This window comes from Streptomyces sp. NPDC038213 (genome assembly GCF_055600495.1).
Window position 1 is genome coordinate 72125 of sequence record NZ_JBVJYM010000015.1, and the last position, 18507, is coordinate 90631.

Here is an 18507-nt window from a genome sequence, read left to right on the forward strand (position 1 = left end):
GCGGGCGGTGGTGTGGCCGGGTGGGGGTGCGGCCCCGGCTCCCGGAGCGGCCCGGCCCCTGCTGGCAGGCTCTGGGGGCAGCCCGCTCCTACGTGCTGCGGAACAGCGGCTTGCCCTCCCGCAGCCGGCGGCAGACCCGCCGGTAGCTCGGGCGGCGCAGTTTCGGCGGCAGGCCCTTGCGGGCGCGCTTGGCGCCGCCGTCGTACACCTGCGGTACGAAGAGGTCGCGGGCGGCCAGGAGCTGCTGCTTGGACGGGTAGTAGGAATCCACCTCGACCTCCACCTCGCCCGTGGTGTACGAGGCGGACTTGTCGGACAGCACCAGTGCCCGGGCGTGTACGCGGCCTGCGACCTCGAAGGTGAAGTCGTTGTAGTAGCCGTAGACGACGCCCTCCGCCCGCAGGTCGCCGTGCACGTACACCGAGCCCCAGGAGACCAGGTCGCGGACCACCAGGTCGCCGAGGACCACCAGCATGCCGATGTTCCCGGCGCAGTCGTCCAGGAAGCCGTGCACGACGAGGTCGCCGTCGACGACGAGCGCGATGTCGAGGGCCAGGTCCTCCGGGACCACGAGGTCGCCCGCGTGGTACTGCCAGGCGGTGCCGGTGTCCCGGAGGTAGTCGGCGATGACCGTCTGGGAGCCCAGCCGGTCGACCACCGCGGAGGTGTCGGGGAGCCGGTCGAACCGGGCCCGCCACGAGGACATGCTCAGCACGGGGTCTCCGTTCCGGCCCGGAGCGCCCGGACCTCCAGCATCCACAGGGCCTGCCCGGCGTACGGGCTGTCCGGGGCCGCGGCGATGGCGGCGAGCACCGGATCGGGGAGTTCGGGGTTCTTCAGCATCTCGTAGTGGCGCTCGCCCGCCTCGGCCCAGGCGAGCAGGATCCCGACCGGCGCCGCCGGGTTCTTGGCGAGGGAGTCGAGGAGGCTGGAGTCGCCGGCGCGTGCGCGATCGCCCGCGAACGCGGCCAGCGCCTCGGGCGGGGTGTGCCGGTTGGCGACCGCGCGTCGCAGGTAGTAGACCGGGCTGCGGACCATGGCGGCGAGGACGTCTCCGGGGGGCGCGGTGTGCCGGGCCTCGTCGATCGCGGCGAAACTCGCCCGTTCCGCCTCTCCCGACACCGTGCTCGCGCTGTAGGCCAGGCCGAACTCGGCCAGCAGGTCCGGCGGCCAGTTCGGCTGGTCCATCGCGTTCCCGTGGTGGAAGTACGGCCACACGCCCAGGGCGTGCAGGGCGCGCAGCGCCTCGGGCGGGGTGGCGGGGTGTTCCAGTGCCGCGTACGCCAGGCGCTGGACCTCCTCCTGCGGGCCTGGGTCTTCGCCCCCGCCGTCACTCCCACCGGACAACCGCGTGATCGTGTCGACCAGGCGGGCGAGCGCCTCGGGCGGGGCCGTCGGGTTCTTGCCGACGGCGGCGAGCACCGTCAGGTCCGGATCCGAGGCCAGTTCGGTGAGCTGCCGGACGGGGGTGAAGGGGTTCTCGGCCGCCGCGGCCCGGACGCTGGGCTCGGTGTCTGCTGCGAGGCGGGCGAGTACGGCCGGGGAGTGGTTGCGGTACTGCTGGGAGACCAGCTCCCGGACGCGGGTGTCCGGGTCCTGCGCCAGGGCGTCGAGCAGCGGGAGCAGTTCGGGTGCCGCGCGCTTGTGCACGGCGGTCCGGCGTACCCCGGGATCCGGGTCCGTGAGGTCCGCATCGCCGGCGTGGCCGAGTGCGGCGACCACGCGGCGGACCCGGACGTCCGGGTCGGTGGCCAGGGCCCGCAGATGCTCCGGACGCGCTCCGACCCGCCGGACGAGGGCCAGCCGCACGTCGCCGGAGGAATCGGAGACCAGCAGCCCGGCCGTCTTGCGGGGGAGCTTCTCGCGGGCGGCCACCGCCCGGCGTACCACCGCCGACCCGTCCCGGGCCAGTGCCTTGACGGCGGCCTTCGGGGTCGCACGGTGCACCGCGACCACCCGGCGCACCGACTCCTGCGGGTGGGCGGCCAGCTCGGCCAGCCGCTCGGGCGGGGTCGCAGGGTGGGCGGCGAGTGCGCGCAGTACGCCGTACCAGTCCGGGCCGCCCGCCAGCGCCCGTACGGCCACCTCCTCGGCCAACCCGGCCGGCAGGCCTATCCGGGAGGCCACGATCCGGGCCGTCCCGGGCCCCCGCGCCGCCAGCTCCCGCAGCCGTGACAAAGACGTGGCCGGCCGCCACGCCTCCGTGGTGTCGTCCCCGCCCATTCCGGCGACCACGCCGACGTCCACGCCCATGTCCCCACCCACGTCCTTGTCCACGCTCATCCGCCCCCCGGAGGCGACCACGGTCCGCACCGGCCACGGCTCCCGCCCGTACCACCGACCTGGGGGGATCCTCGCACGGGGCTCTGACAACGCCCCGCGCGATCCACCGGGTTGCGGCCCGTCGGCCCGGACCGGGGAGAGCGCCGTGGCATCGGAGCCGCTGGCCGCCGCGGCGCTGAGCCGTGCAGCCCGCGCGGGTCAGGACGCCTTCTGTGCTGCGCGGTGGAGGTGCTGGACCATCCAGAACTCCTCGGTGCGCGGGCAGTCCCGTGGCCGCCCCGGGAGACCGGTAGGAGGTACCTGCGGCGAGGACCGCGGCGGTTGTCCGGCGGCTGTCAGCGGCGGCTCCCACGACGCTGTACGGGCGGTACCGCGCGATACTCGTCCCGTGGAGTGGTTCGAGCAGGCCCGGGCTGCGGAAGAGCGCCGCGACTGGGACGCGGCCATCGCTCTGGTGAGCGCCCACGCCCAGTGCTATGCGCGCGATCCGTTCAGGCACGACAGCCATCTGTGGCACATGGACCTGCTGGTGCGTGCGCAACGGCTCCCGGAACTCGCCGACCGCGCTCTCACGGATGTGCACGCACGCCGGAGACTCAACAGGGCCCTGCGCGATCAGGGGATGGAGTCGCAGCTGCGCAGCCGTGCCGAAGCCGGTGACCGTGACGCCCTGTACGTCTTCGTCCGGCTGCTGTGCGAGACGGGTCGGCCCCGGGGAGCGGAGCTGGCGGTTCGGGAGCTCGGCCCGGACGATCAGTACGCACACCAGCTCGCGGCCCGCTTCCGACCCCCTTCGAGCGGTGGTCAGGAGGGCCTCTGATCGCGGTGCCCGGTCGGGTACGGCCTCCGGCCGGGTGCGGAGGCCGTCGGCCCGGGCCCGCGGGGAGCCGCCGCAGCCCGCCCTCTTGACGCTGTACAGGAGGGGACGTACCTTCTCCCCAACCAACCGGAAACGTTCCTAACAATCAACCGGCGGGTGAGCGGAAGGTAGGTCGGACGGATGGTGCAGACCCCAGGAGGCGGTGTCCCCGGCACCCCCAGCGTGCTGCGGGCGATGAACGACCGGGCCGCGCTCGACCTGCTCCTGGAGCACGGCCCGCTGTCCCGGACCCGCATCGGAGCCCTGACCGGGCTGTCGAAGCCCACCGCCTCCCAGCTCCTGGGCCGGCTGGAGGCCGCAGGCCTCGTACTCGCGACCGGCACCAGCACCGGCCGGCCGGGCCCCGGCGCGCAGCTGTACACGATCAATCCGCGCATCGCGTACGTCGCCGGGCTCGACGTCACCCCGCAGCGGATCCACGCCGCGGTGGCCGACGTGACCGGCGCGGTCGTGGGGCGGTACGAGCTGCCCACCCCCGGGCGGCGGGCCGGAGACGCCGCCGCCCAGGTGACGGCGGCACTGGACGGTGCGGTCAAGGCGGCCGGTCTCGTCCGCGCCGACGTCCACCGGGTCGTGATCGGCACCCCGGGGGCCTTCGACCCGTCCACGGGCCGCCTGCGCTACGCCGCCCACCTGCCCGGCTGGCACTCTCCCAGCCTCCTCGGCGAACTGGCCGCGGCCCTGCCCATGCCGGTGGAGTACGAGAACGACGTGAACCTGGTCGCCGTCGCCGAGCAGCAGGGCGGCGCCGCCTGCGGCCACGAGAACTTCGTCCTGCTCTGGAACGCCGAGGGACTCGGGGCCGCGCTGGTGATGGGCGGACGCCTGCACCGCGGTTTCACGGGCGGCGCGGGCGAGCTCGGCTACCTCCCCGTGCCGGGCGCGCCGCTGGTACGCGGTGTCACCCGGGCCAACGGAGGGGGCTACCAGGACCTGGCGGGTGCGCAGGTGCTCCCGGGGCTCGCGCGCGAACTCGGCGTCACCGACGTTCCGCAGGGCCCGTATCCGGAGGTCGCAGCCCTCCTCCTGGCCCGGGCGGCGGCCTCGGACGCGGGGGCGTACGGGGCCTTCCTCGACGCCTACGCGACGCGGCTGGCCACCGGACTCGCCTCGCTGGTCGCCGTCCTCGACCCCGAACTGGTCGTCCTCGCCGGCGGGGCCATCACCCCCGGCGGGGACCCGCTCCTGAGCCGCGTCAGCTCCGAACTGCACGAGCTCGCCGCCTCGCGGCCGCGCCTCGTGCTCGGCGGCATCACCGAACAGCCCGTCCAGCAGGGCGCCTTGGAGAGCGCGCTGGCCGCCACCCGCGACGAGGTCTTCGACACCTCCCGCTAGACCCAGACCCAGAACCAGACCGGACCCCGAACCTCCCGTCCCCGCCGCCGGCCGGGACAGGGAGTACCCCACCCCTGCCCTCCCGCCGCGGGCGGCGGGAACGCGCGCACCACACCCCCCGCTCGCGCGACGGCCGATGACGACGTGCCCACCCCGCATCCGCCGCCGGTCACCACACCCGCCCCCCACTCAGGCACGCCCGCACGGAACCCCGTCCCCCCTCAACAGAGAGTCCTGCCATGCACCGCAAAGCAACCGCCGGCGCTCTGGCCGCAGCCACCGCCCTCTTCGCCTCCGCCTGTACGGGATCCACCGGCTCCACCGCGGCCGACGACCCCAAGGCCAGGGTCACGCTGACCTTCTGGCACGGCTGGTCGGCGCCCGCCGAGGTCAAGGCCATCGAGGATAACGTCGCCCGCTTCGAGAAGGCCCACCCCAACATCACGGTCAAGGTCGTCGGCAACATCAACGACGACAAGCTGGGCCAGGCCCTGCGCGCGGGCGGCTCGAACGGGCCGGACGTCGTCTCCTCCTTCACCACGGCCAACGTCGGCAAGTTCTGCGCCTCGGGCGCCCTCGCCGACCTCAAGCCGTTCATCGAGAAGGACAAGCTGGACCTCGACAAGATCTTCCCGAAGGTCCTCCAGTCGTACACGCAGTTCGAGGGCCGGCGCTGCTCCCTGCCGCTGCTCTCCGACGCGTACGGGCTCTACTACAACAAGGACGCGTTCAAGGAGGCCGGTCTCGACCCCGAGGCCCCGCCGAAGACCTGGTCCCAGTTCACCGAGGCCGCGAAGAAGCTCACCAAGGCCAAGGGAGACTCGTACGAGCGCGTCGGCGTGATGCCGACGTACCTCGGCTACGAGACCGTCGTCTCCCACTACATGTCCCAGTGGAAGCACGGCGGGTACTTCGACGCGGACGGCAAGTCGGCCGTCGCGAAGGACCCGGCGTTCGCGAAGATGATGACGTACCAGAAGTCCCTGGTCGACGCCCTGGGCGGCTTCCAGAAGCTGGACAGGTTCCGCACCGGCTTCGGTGACGAGTGGGGCGCCAAGCACCCCTTCCACACCGGCCAGGTCGCCATGCAGCTCGACGGCGAGTGGCGGCTGAACTTCGTCAAGGACGCCGGCGTGAAGTTCGAGGTCGGCGTCGCTCCGCTGCCGGTGCCCGACGACGAGCTCGCCGAGTACGGCAAGGGCTACCTCTCCGGCACGATCATGGGCATAGCCCCGCAGAGCAGGAAGCAGAACGCGGCCTGGGAGCTGGTCAAGTACATGACCACGGACACCGGGGCGGTGGTGGACTTCGCCAACGGCATCGGCAACGTCCCCTCCACCCTGGAGGCGCTGAAGTCCCCGGACCTGAAGTTCGACGAGCGCTTCCAGACCTTCCTCGACATCGCCCGGCACCCGGCCTCCTCCACCTCGGACGGCGCGGTCAACGGCTCCGCCTACCAGGACACCCTGCAGAAGTTCGCCCAGCAGTACGAGAAGGGCCAGGTCACCGACCTGCAGAAGGGGCTCGCGGAGACCGCGGCCCAGATCGACCGCGACATCGCCGCGGCGAAGTGACGGCCGGAAACCGCCCATGAGCACGGATACCCTGCCCGCGAAGGGGACGGCCGCCCCGGCCGCCCCCGCTCCCGCAGGACGCAACACGCTCCGGTCCCGGCGGCGGCGCGACGCGCTGCGCACCCTGGCGTTCATGGCGCCCTGGCTGATCGGGTTCGGCGCCTTCTTCGCCTACCCGCTCCTCTCGACGCTCTACTTCTCGTTCATGCGGTACGACGGCCTCAACGCACCGGTCTGGCGGGGCGCGGACAACTGGACGTACGTCTTCTCCGACCTGCCGCAGTTCTGGCCGGCCCTGCAGAACACCCTCTGGCTGGCCGTCGTCATGGTCACCTGCCGGGTGGTCTTCGGCCTCGGCATCGGCCTGCTCATCACCAAGATCAAGACGGGTGCCGGGGTCTTCCGCACCCTGTTCTACCTCCCGTACCTGGCCCCGCCGGTCGCCGCCACGCTCGCCTTCGTCTTCCTGCTCAACCCCGGCACCGGCCCGGTCAACTCGCTCCTGGAGGCGGTCGGCATCCCCGCCCCCTCCTGGTTCAACGACGCGGACTGGGCCAAGCCGGCCCTGACCGTCCTCGCCGTGTGGGGCGTAGGCGACCTCATGGTCATCTTCATGGCCGCGCTGCTCGACGTGCCGAAGGAGCAGTACGAGGCCGCCGAGCTGGACGGGGCCTCCCGGTGGCAGCGGTTCCGCTACATCACCCTGCCCAACATCGCGCCGATCGTCCTCTTCGCCGTCGTCACCGGGATCATCGGCGCGATGCAGTACTACACCCAGCCGATCGTGGCCTCCAAGGTCGCCTCGGGGGTGATGGGCGGCTCGGGCGTCACCTTCGTCCCCGGCTACCCGGACGACTCCACGCTGACCCTGCCCCAGCTCGTCTACAGCCTCGGCTTCAGCCAGTTCAACTACGGCGCGGCCTGCGTCGTGGCGCTGGTGCTCTTCGCCCTCTCCATGGCCTTCACCGCGCTCCTGATGCGCCGGCGCGGCGGCCTGATCGGTTCGGGTGACTGACCCATGACGACCACGACCACCCCCGTCCGCCCCGCAACGGGCCCGAACCCGAGCCCGAACCCGAGTCCGGCCCTGCGGCAGGCCCGCCGCAAGGCGCTCCTCCACTGGATCGCCGTGCACTCCCTCGGGGTCGCCGCGGCCCTCTTCTTCGTCCTCCCCTTCGTCTTCGTCCTCCTCACCTCCCTGATGAGCGACGAGCAGGCACTCACCAACGACCTCACGCCGAACTCCTGGCACTGGGACAACTACCTCCGGGTCTTCCGGGCCGAGGGCTTCCTCACCTGGTGGCGGAACTCCCTGCTGTACGCGGGCCTGGGCACCGTACTCGTCGTGGTGTCCTCGATCCCCGTGGCCTACGCGCTCGCCAAGTTCCGCTTCCGCGGCCGGCACCTGTCGCTGCTGCTCGTCATCTCGATGATGATGCTCCCGCCGCAGGTCGTCATCATCCCGATGTACCTGTTCTGGGCCAAGCAGATGGACCTCTCCGGCACCCTGTGGCCGCTGCTCATCCCGATGGCCTTCGGCGACGCCTTCGCCGTCTTCCTGCTGCGCCAGTTCCTGCTGACCATCCCGAACGAGTACGTCGAGGCCGCGCGGATCGACGGCTGCGGAGAGTTCCGCACCCTGGTCCGTATCGTGGTCCCGATGGCGAAGCCCGGCATCGCCGCCGTCGCCCTGTTCCAGTTCTTCTACTGCTGGAACGACTACTTCGGGCCACAGATCTACGCCTCCGAGAACCCCGGCGCCTGGACGCTCAGTTACGGCCTGGAGTCCTTCAAGGGCGCGCACCACACCGACTGGAACCTGACCATGGCCGCGACCGTACTGGTCATGGCCCCCGTGATCCTCGTGTTCTTCTTCGCCCAGAAGGCGTTCGTCGAGGGAGTCACACTGACCGGAGTGAAGGGCTGAAACACCCCATGAAACTGACAATCGTCGGGGGCGGCTCCACCTACACCCCCGAACTGATCGACGGCTTCGCGCGCCTGCGCGACACGCTCGCGATCAGCGAGCTGGTCCTGGTGGACCCCGCCACCGAACGCCTCGAACTCATCGGCGGCCTCGCCCGGCGGATCTTCGCCAGGCAGGGCCACCCGGGCAGGATCGTCACCACCGCCGACCTCGACGCCGGAGTGGAGGGGGCCGACGCCGTCCTGCTCCAGCTGCGGGTCGGCGGGCAGGCCGCCCGGCAGCAGGACGAGACCTGGCCGCTGGAGTGCGGCTGCATCGGCCAGGAGACCACCGGTGCGGGCGGCCTCGCCAAGGCCCTGCGCACCGTCCCCGTGGTCCTGGACATCGCCGAGCGGGTCCGGCGCACCAACCCCGACGCCTGGATCATCGACTTCACCAACCCCGTCGGCATCGTCACCCGGGCCCTGCTCCAGGCCGGGCACAAGGCCGTGGGCCTGTGCAACGTCGCCATCGGCTTCCAGCGCAAGTTCGCCGCCCTCCTCGGAACCACCCCCGAGGAGGTCCACCTCGACCACGTCGGCCTCAACCACCTCACCTGGGAACTGGCCGTGCGCCTGGGCGGCCCGGACGGCAAGGACGTGCTGCCGGCCCTGCTGGAGCAGCACGGCGAGGCCGTCGCCGCGGACCTCAGGCTGCCCCGCCACCTGCTGGACCGGCTCGGCGTCGTCCCCTCGTACTACCTGCGCTACTTCTACGCCCACGACGAGGTCGTGCGCGAACTGCACGAGAAGCCCTCCCGGGCCGCCGAGGTCGCCGCGATGGAACGCGAACTGCTGCGGCTGTACGCGGACCCCGCCCTGGACGAGAAGCCCGCACTGCTCGCCAAGCGCGGCGGCGCCTTCTACTCCGAAGCCGCCGTCAACCTGGCGGCCTCCCTCCTCGGCAGCGCACCCGGCCCCCAGGTCGTGAACACCTCCAACAACGGCACCCTGCCCTTCCTCCCCGACGACGCAGTGATCGAGGTGCAGGCCATGGTCGACGGCACCGGCGCGTCCCCCCTCCCGGTCCGCACGCTGGACCCCCTGTACGCCGGCCTGATCGCCAACGTGAGCGCCTACGAGGACCTGGCCCTGGACGCCGCCCTGCGCGGCGGACGCGACCGCGTGGCCAAGGCCCTGCTGTCCCACCCCCTCATCGGCCAGTACGCCGTCGCCGACGAGCTCACCGACCGCCTGATCGCCCACAACAGGGAGCACCTGGCATGGGCGTAGGCACCACGCCCCGCGCCGCCGTACTCGCCGTCGACGCGGGCAACAGCAAGTCCGACGTCGCCCTCCTCGGCGCGGACGGGACGCTGCTGGGCTCGGCGCGCGGAGGCGGGTTCCAGCCGCAGCGGACGGGCATCCCCGCGGCCGTCGACGTGCTGTCCGCCGCCCTCTCCGAGGCCTGGGAGGACGCCCGCGCCGCCGGAGTACCCGAGGGCCCCGTCGACCACGTCTCCGCCTGCCTGGCCAACGCGGACTTCCCCGCCGAGGAGGAGGCGCTGGCCGCCGAGATCCACAACCGGTCCTGGGGCCGCGGCGTCACCGTCCGCAACGACACCTTCGCCCTGCTCCGCGCCGGGACCGACGAGCCCCGCGGGGTCGCCGTCGTCTGCGGCGCGGGCATCAACTGCGTGGGGATGCTCCCCGACGGCCGTACGGCCCGCTTCCCGTCCATCGGCCAGATCTCCGGGGACTGGGGCGGCGGGGTCGGCCTCGCCGAGGAGGCGATGTGGCACGCCGCCCGGGCCGAGGACGGCAGGGGAGGGCCCACCGCACTCGCCCGCGCCCTGCCCGCGCACTTCGGGCTGGACTCCATGCAGGCCCTGATCGAGGGCATCCACTTCGGACGCGTAAGACCCGGATGGCGGCACGAGATCAGCCCGGTCCTCTTCGCCGCCGCACAGGAGGGGGACCCGGCGTCGGCCGCACTCGTCCAGCGCCTCGCCGACGAGGTGGCCGTCATGGCGGGGGTCGCCCTCACCCGGCTCGACCTGCTCGACGAAGAGGTCACCGTGGTCCTGGGAGGGAGCATCCTGGCCGCCGGGCACGCGGCACTCGACGACCGCATCGCCGCGCAACTGGCCGCACGCGCCCCCATGGCGGTGCCCCGCGCGGCCGCCGCACCACCCGTACTGGGCGCAGGGCTCCTCGGCCTGGACGCCCTCGGCGCACCGCCGGAGGCACGGGCACGGCTGCGCGCGGCCTACGGCGCACTGCTCCCCGCGTAGCCGGGCCGCGCCCGTGAGTCGGCGGGGAGCCGGCCGGGAAGCGGCCGTCGCAGCGCAGTCGGAGGCCGGCGGGCCGTCCGAGGGCCTGCGGGGGCCGCTGTCCGGCGTGCGCCCGTACGCCGCTGTGCGCTGCCCGTACGACGACCGTGCAGGGGCGCCCCGTCCTCGGACGAGGCGCCCGGCCGGGCCCGCCGACGTGCCCGCGCCCGCGCGTGTCGGTGGCAGCAGCCGCACGACACAGGTCGCCCGGGGCGCCGCGCATCCCCAACTCCATTGCACGGCACACGAGTTCACCCCCCTTGCAGCCGCGGCGCGGACCCTGGTATTCCATTAATCGTTAGGAAAGTTTCCTTCCCAGGGGCGGCCCTCACCTCCACGACCGGCCGCGCACCCCCTCCCCCACCCCTTCTCCTCGCGGAGTGAGCCTTGACGACGAACTCTGTACGCCCCAGCCACCCCCTGCGCAGCGTCAAGATCGCCAGTTCCCTCGCCCTCGCACTGACCGCCGCGCTGCCCGCCTCGGCCGCGCTGTCCGCCCCCGCCGCGGCGGCCCCCCACGCCGCCGCAGCCGTCGTGCACGAAGCGGAGTCCGCCACCCTCTCCCAGGGCCGGGTGGACTCCGACCACGCCGGCTTCACCGGCACCGGCTTCGTCAACTACGACAACACCAGCGGCAGTTACGTCCAGTGGACGGTGAACGCCGCCCAGGCCGGACCCGCGACCCTCGCCCTCCGCTTCGCCAACGGATCCACGGCCAACCGGGCCATGGACATCACCGTCAACGGCACCAGGGTCGCCGCCGCCAAGGCCTTCCCCGGCACCGGCGCCTGGACCGCCTGGCAGACCGCCTCCCTCGACGTGGTCCTCAAGGCCGGCGCCAACACCATCCGCGCCACCGCCGCCACGGCGGACGGCGGCCCCAACGTGGACCACATCTCCGTCGAAGCCGCCCCGGACCCGGGAGGCCCGGGGGAGCCCGGCGCGGGCACCCCGGCCGGCATCAACGGCCGTCTGAAGGTCGAGGGCACCAAGCTGGTCAACAAGTACGGCAAGCCGATCCAGCTCCGCGGCATGAGCAGCCACGGCACGCAGTGGTACGGCCACTGCCTGACCCGCGGCTCACTGGACGCCCTCGCCACCGACTGGCGCGCCGACGTCCTGCGCGTGTCGACGTACGTACAGGAGGGCGGCTACGAGACCGACCCCCGCAAGTACACCGACCTCGTCCACCGCATGATCGAGGAGGCCACCGCCCGCGGCCTGTACGTGATCGTGGACTGGCACCAGCTCACCCCCGGCGACCCGAACCACAACCTCGCCCGCGCCAAGACCTTCTTCACCGAGATCGCCCAGCGCCACCGCACCAAGACCAACCTGCTCTACGAGATCGCCAACGAGCCCAACGGCGTCACCTGGTCCAGGATCAAGTCCTACGCCGAGCAGCTCATCCCCGTCATCCGCCAGCAGGACCCGCTCACCCCGGTCCTCGTCGGCACCCGCGCCTGGTCCTCCCTGGGCGTCTCCGACGGCAGCACCGAGAACGAGATCGTCTCGAACCCGGTCAACGCCTCCAACATCATGTACACGTTCCACTTCTACGCGGCCTCGCACAAGGACGGGTACTTCAACACCTTCTCCCGCGCCGCCGACAGGCTCCCCCTGTTCGTCACCGAGTTCGGCACCCAGAACGCCGCGGGCGAGGGCGCAAACGACTTCAACAGCGCGCAGCGCTACCTCGACCTGATGGCGGCCAAGAAGATCAGCTGGGTCAACTGGAACTTCTCCGACGACCACCGCTCCGGAGCCGTCTTCACGCCCGGCACCTGCAACGCCGACACCTCCTGGACCGGCACCAGCCGCCTCAAGCCCGCAGGCGTCTGGGTCCGCGACCGCATCCGCACCCCCGACAACTTCCCCACCAGCTGACACCCGCGGCCCGCACCCAATGAGGACATCCCCTGTCCTCATTGGGTGCCATCGTGCGGGTGTGGCCGGAGCGACCGGCGACGGACGGTGTGGGGAGCGGGACATGACGATTCTGGTGGCGGGTGCGACCGGTACGGTCGGGCGGCAGGTCGTGGCGGCGCTGCGGGAGGCCGGGGCGCCGGTGCGGGCGCTGACGCGTCGGCCCGGGGCGGTGGCGTTCGGTCCGGGGGTCGAGGTCGTCGGGGGCGACCTCACCGACGCGGGGTCGCTGGCAGCGGCGCTGCACGGGGTGACCGCCGTGCACCTGATCAACTTCGGGGGTGACGACTACGCCCCGCTGGAGAACGGCCGGGAACTGGCGGAGGCGATCGAGGCGGCCGGGGTGCGGCGGGTGACCATGCTGGCCGGCTGGTCGGAGTCCACCCTGGAGCCCGCCGTGAAGGCGTCGGGCCTGGCCTGGACCACGGTGGCGCCGACCGAGATCATGGCCAACGCCCTGGAGTGGGCGGACGAGGTGCGCGGCGGGCGGGTCGAGCGGCCGTACGGGGACTCGCGCACCGCGATGGTGCACGAGGGGGACATCGGGGCGGTGGCCGCCGCGGCGCTGCTGGAGGACGGGCACGCGGGCGCGGAGTACCTGCTGACCGGCCCGGAGCGGATCTCGCTGCGCGAGAAGATCGCCGCGCTGGGCTCGGCGGTCGGCCGGGACGTGGAGTTCGTGGAGCTGACGCCGGACCAGGCGCGGGCGGCGATGCGGGCGCAGGGCGTGCCGGAGCACATGATCGACTTCCAGCTGGAGGTGTTCGCCGACCCGCCGGCCGAGTACAACACCCCGAACGGCGTGATCGAGAAGGTGACCGGCCGCCCGTCGTCCACCTTCGCTCAGTGGGCGGCGGAGAACGCGGCCGCCTTCCGCTGAGGGGGCGTACGGCGTCCCCGCGTGGCGGTCTCAGGCGGCCCCGCCCCCGGTGGGGAAGGGGGATGCGGTGACATGGATCACCCGCGCCGATGTGATTACGGAAGCATTACGACCGCTCGTGTGACCTGGCTATGTCGGTACATGCACACCGAGAGCGGACATTCCCCGCACCCGTCGAAATGTCCGTCTCGAATCATGAGACGACTCCGTCGAACTTCCAGCTGACGAACGTTTTTGACGGAGCGTCACAGATTCCACATCGCCCGGTCTGCTGCGGCCACGCACGTCGGCGCGTTCATTTCAAGTCGAGGTCGGGGCCCTGCCCGGCCGGGCAAGTGCCGGGACTTGTCAGCCCGTTCCGCCACTCCTAACAATGACGGCCCGTCGGGACCCCGGCAGCCGCCGGGGTCCCGATGCTTCGAGAACACCGAAGAAGGTCATGTATGCAGCAGCACGCCAAGAAGAACCACTTCAAGAAGACGGCCGTCGCCGCCGTCACCCTCGGCGTCATAGGAATACCCGTGTCCCTGGCGGGACTCGGTGCCGAAGAGGCCGGCGCCGCACCGGCAGCTGAGGCCGCCGCCCCCGCGGCCGCCCCGGCCCCCACCGCGGCCGAGCGCGTCGTGGCCCTGGCCAACAAGCAGCGGGCCAAGGTCGGCTGCAAGCCCCTCAAGATCAACAAGAAGCTGGTGAAGGCCGCCGCGCACCACAGCAAGGACATGGCCGCCCACCGCCGCATGTCCCACACGGGATCGGACGGCTCCAACCCGGGCGAGCGCATCACCCGCGCCGGCTACCAGTGGCGCACGTACGGCGAGAACGTCGCCTACGGCTACACGAGCGCCTCCAAGGTCATGGCCGGCTGGATGAACAGCCCCGGCCACAAGCGCAACATCCTGAACTGCGCGTTCAAGGAGATCGGCGTCTCCCGCGCCCAGCCGGGCCACTACTGGACCCAGGTCTTCGCCACGCGCCGCTGACCCGCGGTCGGCCGCCGGGCCCGGGCAGGAGCCCCGGCCCGCGGCCGGCCCGCCGTACGGCCGCGGCATGCGCAGGCGCGGCGGCCCGTCGGGGCCGTGCCGGGCGCCGGAGCGGCGGGGCGGCGTCGCGGCCGACTGGGCATGCAAAGCCGCCATCGGCCGATATGTGGTATGGACCTGTCAAGCCGATCGGGCTAGCGTGACGCGGCATGAGAGCGCTCTCAGCGCTTCTGTGCCCCACCACAGGAGGTCTCGTGAAACGCACCATGCCCCTCCGCTCCGCCGCCGCAGCCCTGCTGCTCGTCCTCGGACTCGGCTCGGTCGGCGTCGCCAACGCCGCCCCGTTACCGGAGCCCCGCCCCTCCACCCCCGCCGTGTCCGGGGGCCTGCTCGACGCCCTGCGCCGCGACCTCGGGCTGACCGCCGACCAGGCGGCCGCCCGGCTGCGCGCCGAGAAGGCCGCCACCGCCCTGGAGACGAGCGCCCGCCGCGCCGCCGGCGCCGCATACGGCGGCTCGTGGTTCGAGCCCGCGACGGGGCGGCTCGTTGTCGCCGTCACCGACCCCGTCGCCGGGGCGGACGTACGCGCCCTCGGCGCCGACACCAGGCTCGTCCGGCACACCTCCGCCGCACTGGACCGGATGAAGGCCCGGCTGGACGGGCGCCCCGCCCCCGCGGGGATCGCGGGCTGGCACGTCGACCCCCGTACGAACGGCATCGTCGTGACCGTCGTACGCGCCGAACGCCACACCCCCGCCGTCCGCGCCTTCCTCGACGAGGCGCGCCGCACCGCCCCGCTGACCACGGCCGAGACCCCCGCCGCGCCCCGCACCTACGCCGCCGGAACGGTCGGCGGCGACCCGTACTACACCGGGAACGTCCGCTGCTCCATCGGCTTCTCCGTGCACGGCGGCTTCGTCACCGCCGGCCACTGCGGCAGGGCCGGGGCCTCGGTGCGCGGCTGGGACGGCTCCGCCATGGGGACCTTCCAGGGCTCCTCCTTCCCCGGGGACGACTACGCCTACGTGGGCATCCACAGCGGCTGGTGGACGGTGCCGGTCGTCCTGGGCTGGGGCGTCATCCCGGACCGGCTGGTCCGCGGCTCCGCGGAGGCCCCGGTGGGCACGTCGGTCTGCCGCTCCGGGTCCACCACGAAGTGGCACTGCGGCACCGTCCTTGCCAAGAACGAGACGGTCAACTACAGCCAGGGGGCCGTGCACCAGATGACGAAGACCAGCGTGTGCGCGGAGGGCGGCGACTCCGGCGGCGCGTTCATCAGCGGCGACCAGGCCCAGGGCGTCACCTCCGGCGGCTGGGGCAACTGCTCCTCGGGCGGCCAGACCTGGTTCCAGCCCGTCAACGAGATCCTCAACCGCTACGGCCTGAGGCTCCACACGGCCTGAGCCGGCCCGCCGGACCGGCGGGCCCCACCACATAGCGTTCCCGCGCCGCGGGAGCGCCCGCCGAAGCCCGTACCGCCCCGTCCCCGTGCCGCCACACGCCGACCATCCCTGCCGGCGGCACGGGGACGCCGGCAGGGCCATCCACCGGCCCCGGCGAGCGCACGCAGCGACTCAGCCGTACATCAGCCCGATGGAGCGTCGATGTGCCTCATGAGCGCGATGGAGACCTCGCGCGAGCTCATCCGGCACTCCTCCTACCGGTACGAGTTCGCCACCGTCGCCGTCACGCACTCCCTGTTCGCCCTGGAACACGTCCTCACCGAGCGGGCCGCCGACGCCGGACTCCTCACGGCCGCACTCGCCGCCGAACTCGACCGCAGCCGACTGCTCCGCGACAAGCTCGCCCAGGGTGCAGCGTCAACTGCCGGCCCCCGCCCCCGCAGCCCGGCGGGCGGGGGACCTACTTGGCGAGCTTGCCCTCGGCGGTGACGGCGAACCAGGTGCCGCCCACGCCCTGGCCGCTGGTGTCGCCGGGGGTCTTGTCCCCGGTGAACCAGTACAGGGGCCAGCAGTCGACCGTCAGCTGCTTGGTGCCGTCGGGCCGGGTGTAGACGATGAGCTTCTTCGGGTCGATGCCCTCGACGCCGTTCACGTCGACCGGCTTGGCGGGGCGCCACTTCTCCAGGCAGGCGCCCACGCAGTTGGACTTCATGGGCCAGGCGGTGTCCTTGGTGAAGCGGTACAGGGTCCTGCCCTTGCCATCACGGATGATCTTGCCCAGGGCGGGGTCGTCCGCGAGCGACAGGGCGGGGAGCGCCTCGCCTCCCGGCTTGCCGGCCCCGGCCGCCGATCCAGCCTTCCCGCCCTCAGGGGTGACGGCAAACCAGGTGCCGCCGACCCCCTGCCCGTTCGTCTGGCCCGGCGCCGTGTCCTTGGCGAAGCGGTAGACCGGCCAGCCCGCGATCGTCAGCTGCCGCAGTCCGTCGGCCCGCTCGACGGATCCGGTACGGGAGGCCTCCACCGCGCCGTCCTGGGTGCTGTCCGCCGGAACCGGCGGCCAGGCCTTGGCGCAGTCGCCCGCGCACGTGGAGGAGGAGGGCTTCGCGGTGTCGTTGTCGAAGCGGTAGAGGGTGAAGCCCTCCGCGTCGGTGACCACGGGCCCGAGCTTCGCGTCGTTGCGGACGGCGAGGGAGCCGGAAGCGGTCGTCCCTCCTGCCGGGGCCGCCTTGCCGCCCCCGTAGCCGGAGCCGCCGGCCCCCGCCGGAGAGGCCGCGCCGGCCGGCGCCTGCGCGGCGGAGCCCGCACCGCTCTCCTGCGGACCGCAGGCCGTGGCTCCCAGGACCAGCGCGGTACCGGCTGCTGCGATGACGCCGAACTTCCGCAGGTTCCTCATGGTTTCTCCCGTGATCAGATGCTTCGTGGAATCTGTCTGCACGGGAAACACGCGGCCCGTCGGGGACGGGTTCAACGGAATCCTGAAGTTTTTTCGCAGGAGTTCGCGGGGCGGCTGAGCAGGGACGGAACGGCGGAGGGCGGCGGGGACGCCTGGTCCCCGCCGCCCCCTGCCGGCCTCCGCCGCCCGCGTCCTACGCGGGCATCGGCACCGTGACGAAACGCTTGCCCGCCTCGTTCTCGACCACCACCGCGCGCACCTCGGCCGGGTCGACCGCCGCCGAGCCGTCGAGCGAGACGCCCTTGCCCTCGCCTCCGGCCCCCGCGGAGCCCACCACCCAGCTGCCCGCCGTGGTCCGGCTGCCGTCCCTGCCGAGGACGACCAGCGTGCACCGCTCCCCGGCGGGCAGTCCCGCCACCGCCGCGTGGACCCGTACCCAGCGCTTGGCGGGCGTGACCCGGACCGTCATCCGGGCGCCGCTCGCGGGGTCGGTCGCCGAGGCGACCCGGGTGCCGGGCGGCGGGAGCGGGGGCGCCGTGGCGGGCGGCGGTGTCGGGGCGGGCAGGGCGACGGGGGAACCACCGCCCGGAACCGCCGTACCCGCCCAGAACACCCCGGCGAGCGCCGCGGCCGCAGCCAGGCCGACGAGTGCCCGGCGCCGGCGCACGGCTCCGGCCCGCTCGCTGCGCACCTGCCGCAGCGTCCGCTGGAGCAGCAGGTCACCGCCCTGCGGCGGACCGTCCACGAAGGCCTCCGGCGGCACCTCGCCGAGTGCCGCCTCCATCGCGCGCAGGGCGGCCACCTCCTCGCGGCAGCCCTCGCAGCCGCCGACGTGCTCCTCGACGTACCGGCCCTCCGCCGCGTCGAGCACACCGAGCACGTACGGGCCGATCAGCACCTCCTCCTCGTGCTGCTGCCGGTTCATGCGACCACCTCCTCGAAGCCGGCGGGCGGGCGCGGCGCGCCCGGCCGGTCGTTTCCTGCGGCGCCGCCCGGATGCGCGGAGCCTGAACCTGCTGCGTCGGCCCGCTCCGCAGGGGGGTCTGCGACTTCCCCGCGCAAGGCCTTGAGGGCGTAGTGGGAACGGGACTTGACCGTGCCCTCGGGAATCCCGAGCGTGCGGGCGGCCTCCGCGACGCTGCGCTCCCGGTAGTAGAGCTCGGTGAGGACGTCCCGGTGTTCCGGCGAGAGCCGGTCGAGGGCGCCCAGCACGGTCATCGTGTCGACGACCGCGTCGGCGTGGTCGTCCTCGGTGGGCGGGGTCGCCGGGGACCCGGCGATCTCGGTCGGCCGGGCGGCCTTGGCGCGGTACCGGTCGGTGACGATGTTGCGGGCCACCGTCAGCAGCCAGCCGCGCACCGAGCCCTTGCCGTTGACCAGGGCGTCGGCGTGCCGCCAGGCCCGGATGAGGGTCTCCTGTACGACGTCCTCGGCGGCGGCGCGGTCCCCGGTGAGCCGGGTCGCGTAGGCGAGCAGGGCCCCGCCGTGCTCCTCGTACACCGTCCTGATCAGTGCCTCGTCGGTGGAGCCCCGCCTGCTGCGGGGCCATGGTCGTCCGGCCAATGTCACCAGCTCCGTCCTAGCGCGTACGTGCTCGTGCTCAACACGCACGGAC

17 protein-coding genes are annotated in these 18507 nt (G+C 72.9%); 12 read left to right on the plus strand and 5 right to left on the minus strand.

Annotation, left to right across the window (positions count from 1 at the left end):
• Positions 1-88: 88 nt before the first annotated feature.
• Both ACZ7JZ_RS21305 and ACZ7JZ_RS21310 read right to left on the minus strand, forming a co-directional pair.
• Positions 89-715: a hypothetical protein gene (locus ACZ7JZ_RS21305; protein WP_470941436.1), complete on the minus strand. Its 627-nt coding sequence runs from the start codon at positions 713-715 to the stop codon at positions 89-91.
• Positions 709-2283 (minus strand): hypothetical protein, encoded by a 1575-nt coding sequence (locus tag ACZ7JZ_RS21310; RefSeq protein ID WP_470941438.1) that lies wholly within the window; start codon positions 2281-2283, stop codon positions 709-711. The genes ACZ7JZ_RS21305 and ACZ7JZ_RS21310 overlap by 7 nt, the downstream gene beginning before the upstream one ends.
• 388 nt (positions 2284-2671) lie before the next feature.
• On the opposite strand from ACZ7JZ_RS21310, the gene ACZ7JZ_RS21315 reads away from it, so the two are divergent.
• The 12 genes from ACZ7JZ_RS21315 to ACZ7JZ_RS21370 all read left to right on the plus strand — a co-directional run bounded on the left by ACZ7JZ_RS21315 (position 2672) and on the right by ACZ7JZ_RS21370 (position 15988).
• Positions 2672-3103: a hypothetical protein gene (locus ACZ7JZ_RS21315; protein ID WP_470941440.1), complete on the plus strand. Its 432-nt coding sequence runs from the start codon at positions 2672-2674 to the stop codon at positions 3101-3103.
• 180 nt (positions 3104-3283) lie between these two features.
• On the plus strand, positions 3284-4498 hold the full coding sequence (locus tag ACZ7JZ_RS21320; protein ID WP_470941442.1) for an ROK family transcriptional regulator: 1215 nt from the start codon (positions 3284-3286) through the stop codon (positions 4496-4498).
• Between the two features lie 239 nt (positions 4499-4737).
• A complete protein-coding gene (locus ACZ7JZ_RS21325; protein ID WP_470941443.1) occupies positions 4738-6072 on the plus strand; it encodes an ABC transporter substrate-binding protein in 1335 nt (444 codons plus the stop codon).
• Between the two features lie 133 nt (positions 6073-6205).
• Complete coding sequence (locus ACZ7JZ_RS21330) at positions 6206-7087, plus strand: carbohydrate ABC transporter permease (protein WP_470941571.1); 882 nt, start codon at positions 6206-6208, stop codon at positions 7085-7087.
• 3 nt (positions 7088-7090) lie between these two features.
• On the plus strand, positions 7091-7999 hold the full coding sequence (locus ACZ7JZ_RS21335) for a carbohydrate ABC transporter permease (RefSeq protein WP_470941445.1): 909 nt from the start codon (positions 7091-7093) through the stop codon (positions 7997-7999).
• An 8-nt stretch (positions 8000-8007) separates the two neighbouring features.
• Positions 8008-9270: a 6-phospho-beta-glucosidase gene (locus tag ACZ7JZ_RS21340; RefSeq protein WP_470941447.1), complete on the plus strand. Its 1263-nt coding sequence runs from the start codon at positions 8008-8010 to the stop codon at positions 9268-9270.
• Complete coding sequence (locus ACZ7JZ_RS21345) at positions 9261-10271, plus strand: N-acetylglucosamine kinase (RefSeq protein WP_470941449.1); 1011 nt, start codon at positions 9261-9263, stop codon at positions 10269-10271. The genes ACZ7JZ_RS21340 and ACZ7JZ_RS21345 overlap by 10 nt, the downstream gene beginning before the upstream one ends.
• Before the next feature lie 573 nt (positions 10272-10844).
• Entirely contained in the window at positions 10845-12197 is a 1353-nt protein-coding gene (locus tag ACZ7JZ_RS21350) for a cellulase family glycosylhydrolase (RefSeq protein ID WP_470941573.1), read from the plus strand.
• Positions 12198-12300: 103 nt separating this feature from the next.
• Positions 12301-13116: an SDR family oxidoreductase gene (locus ACZ7JZ_RS21355; protein ID WP_470941451.1), complete on the plus strand. Its 816-nt coding sequence runs from the start codon at positions 12301-12303 to the stop codon at positions 13114-13116.
• A 443-nt stretch (positions 13117-13559) separates the two neighbouring features.
• On the plus strand, positions 13560-14096 hold the full coding sequence (locus tag ACZ7JZ_RS21360; protein ID WP_470941453.1) for a CAP domain-containing protein: 537 nt from the start codon (positions 13560-13562) through the stop codon (positions 14094-14096).
• Positions 14097-14350: 254 nt separating this feature from the next.
• Positions 14351-15499: a S1 family peptidase gene (locus ACZ7JZ_RS21365; protein ID WP_470941455.1), complete on the plus strand. Its 1149-nt coding sequence runs from the start codon at positions 14351-14353 to the stop codon at positions 15497-15499.
• A gap of 210 nt (positions 15500-15709) precedes the next feature.
• A complete protein-coding gene (locus ACZ7JZ_RS21370) occupies positions 15710-15988 on the plus strand; it encodes a hypothetical protein (RefSeq protein WP_470941457.1) in 279 nt (92 codons plus the stop codon).
• Here ACZ7JZ_RS21370 and ACZ7JZ_RS21375 read toward each other — a convergent pair.
• The 3 genes from ACZ7JZ_RS21375 to ACZ7JZ_RS21385 all read right to left on the minus strand — a co-directional run bounded on the left by ACZ7JZ_RS21375 (position 15960) and on the right by ACZ7JZ_RS21385 (position 18455).
• Complete coding sequence (locus ACZ7JZ_RS21375; protein ID WP_470941459.1) at positions 15960-16892, minus strand: SCO0930 family lipoprotein; 933 nt, start codon at positions 16890-16892, stop codon at positions 15960-15962. The genes ACZ7JZ_RS21370 and ACZ7JZ_RS21375 overlap by 29 nt on opposite strands.
• Positions 16893-17085: 193 nt before the next feature.
• Positions 17086-17817 carry an anti-sigma factor gene (locus tag ACZ7JZ_RS21380; protein ID WP_470941460.1) on the minus strand — a complete coding sequence of 244 codons (732 nt, stop codon included), beginning with the start codon at positions 17815-17817 and terminating at the stop codon, positions 17086-17088.
• Positions 17814-18455 (minus strand): sigma-70 family RNA polymerase sigma factor, encoded by a 642-nt coding sequence (locus ACZ7JZ_RS21385; protein WP_470941462.1) that lies wholly within the window; start codon positions 18453-18455, stop codon positions 17814-17816. The genes ACZ7JZ_RS21380 and ACZ7JZ_RS21385 overlap by 4 nt, the downstream gene beginning before the upstream one ends.
• Between the last annotated feature and the right edge of the window lie 52 nt (positions 18456-18507).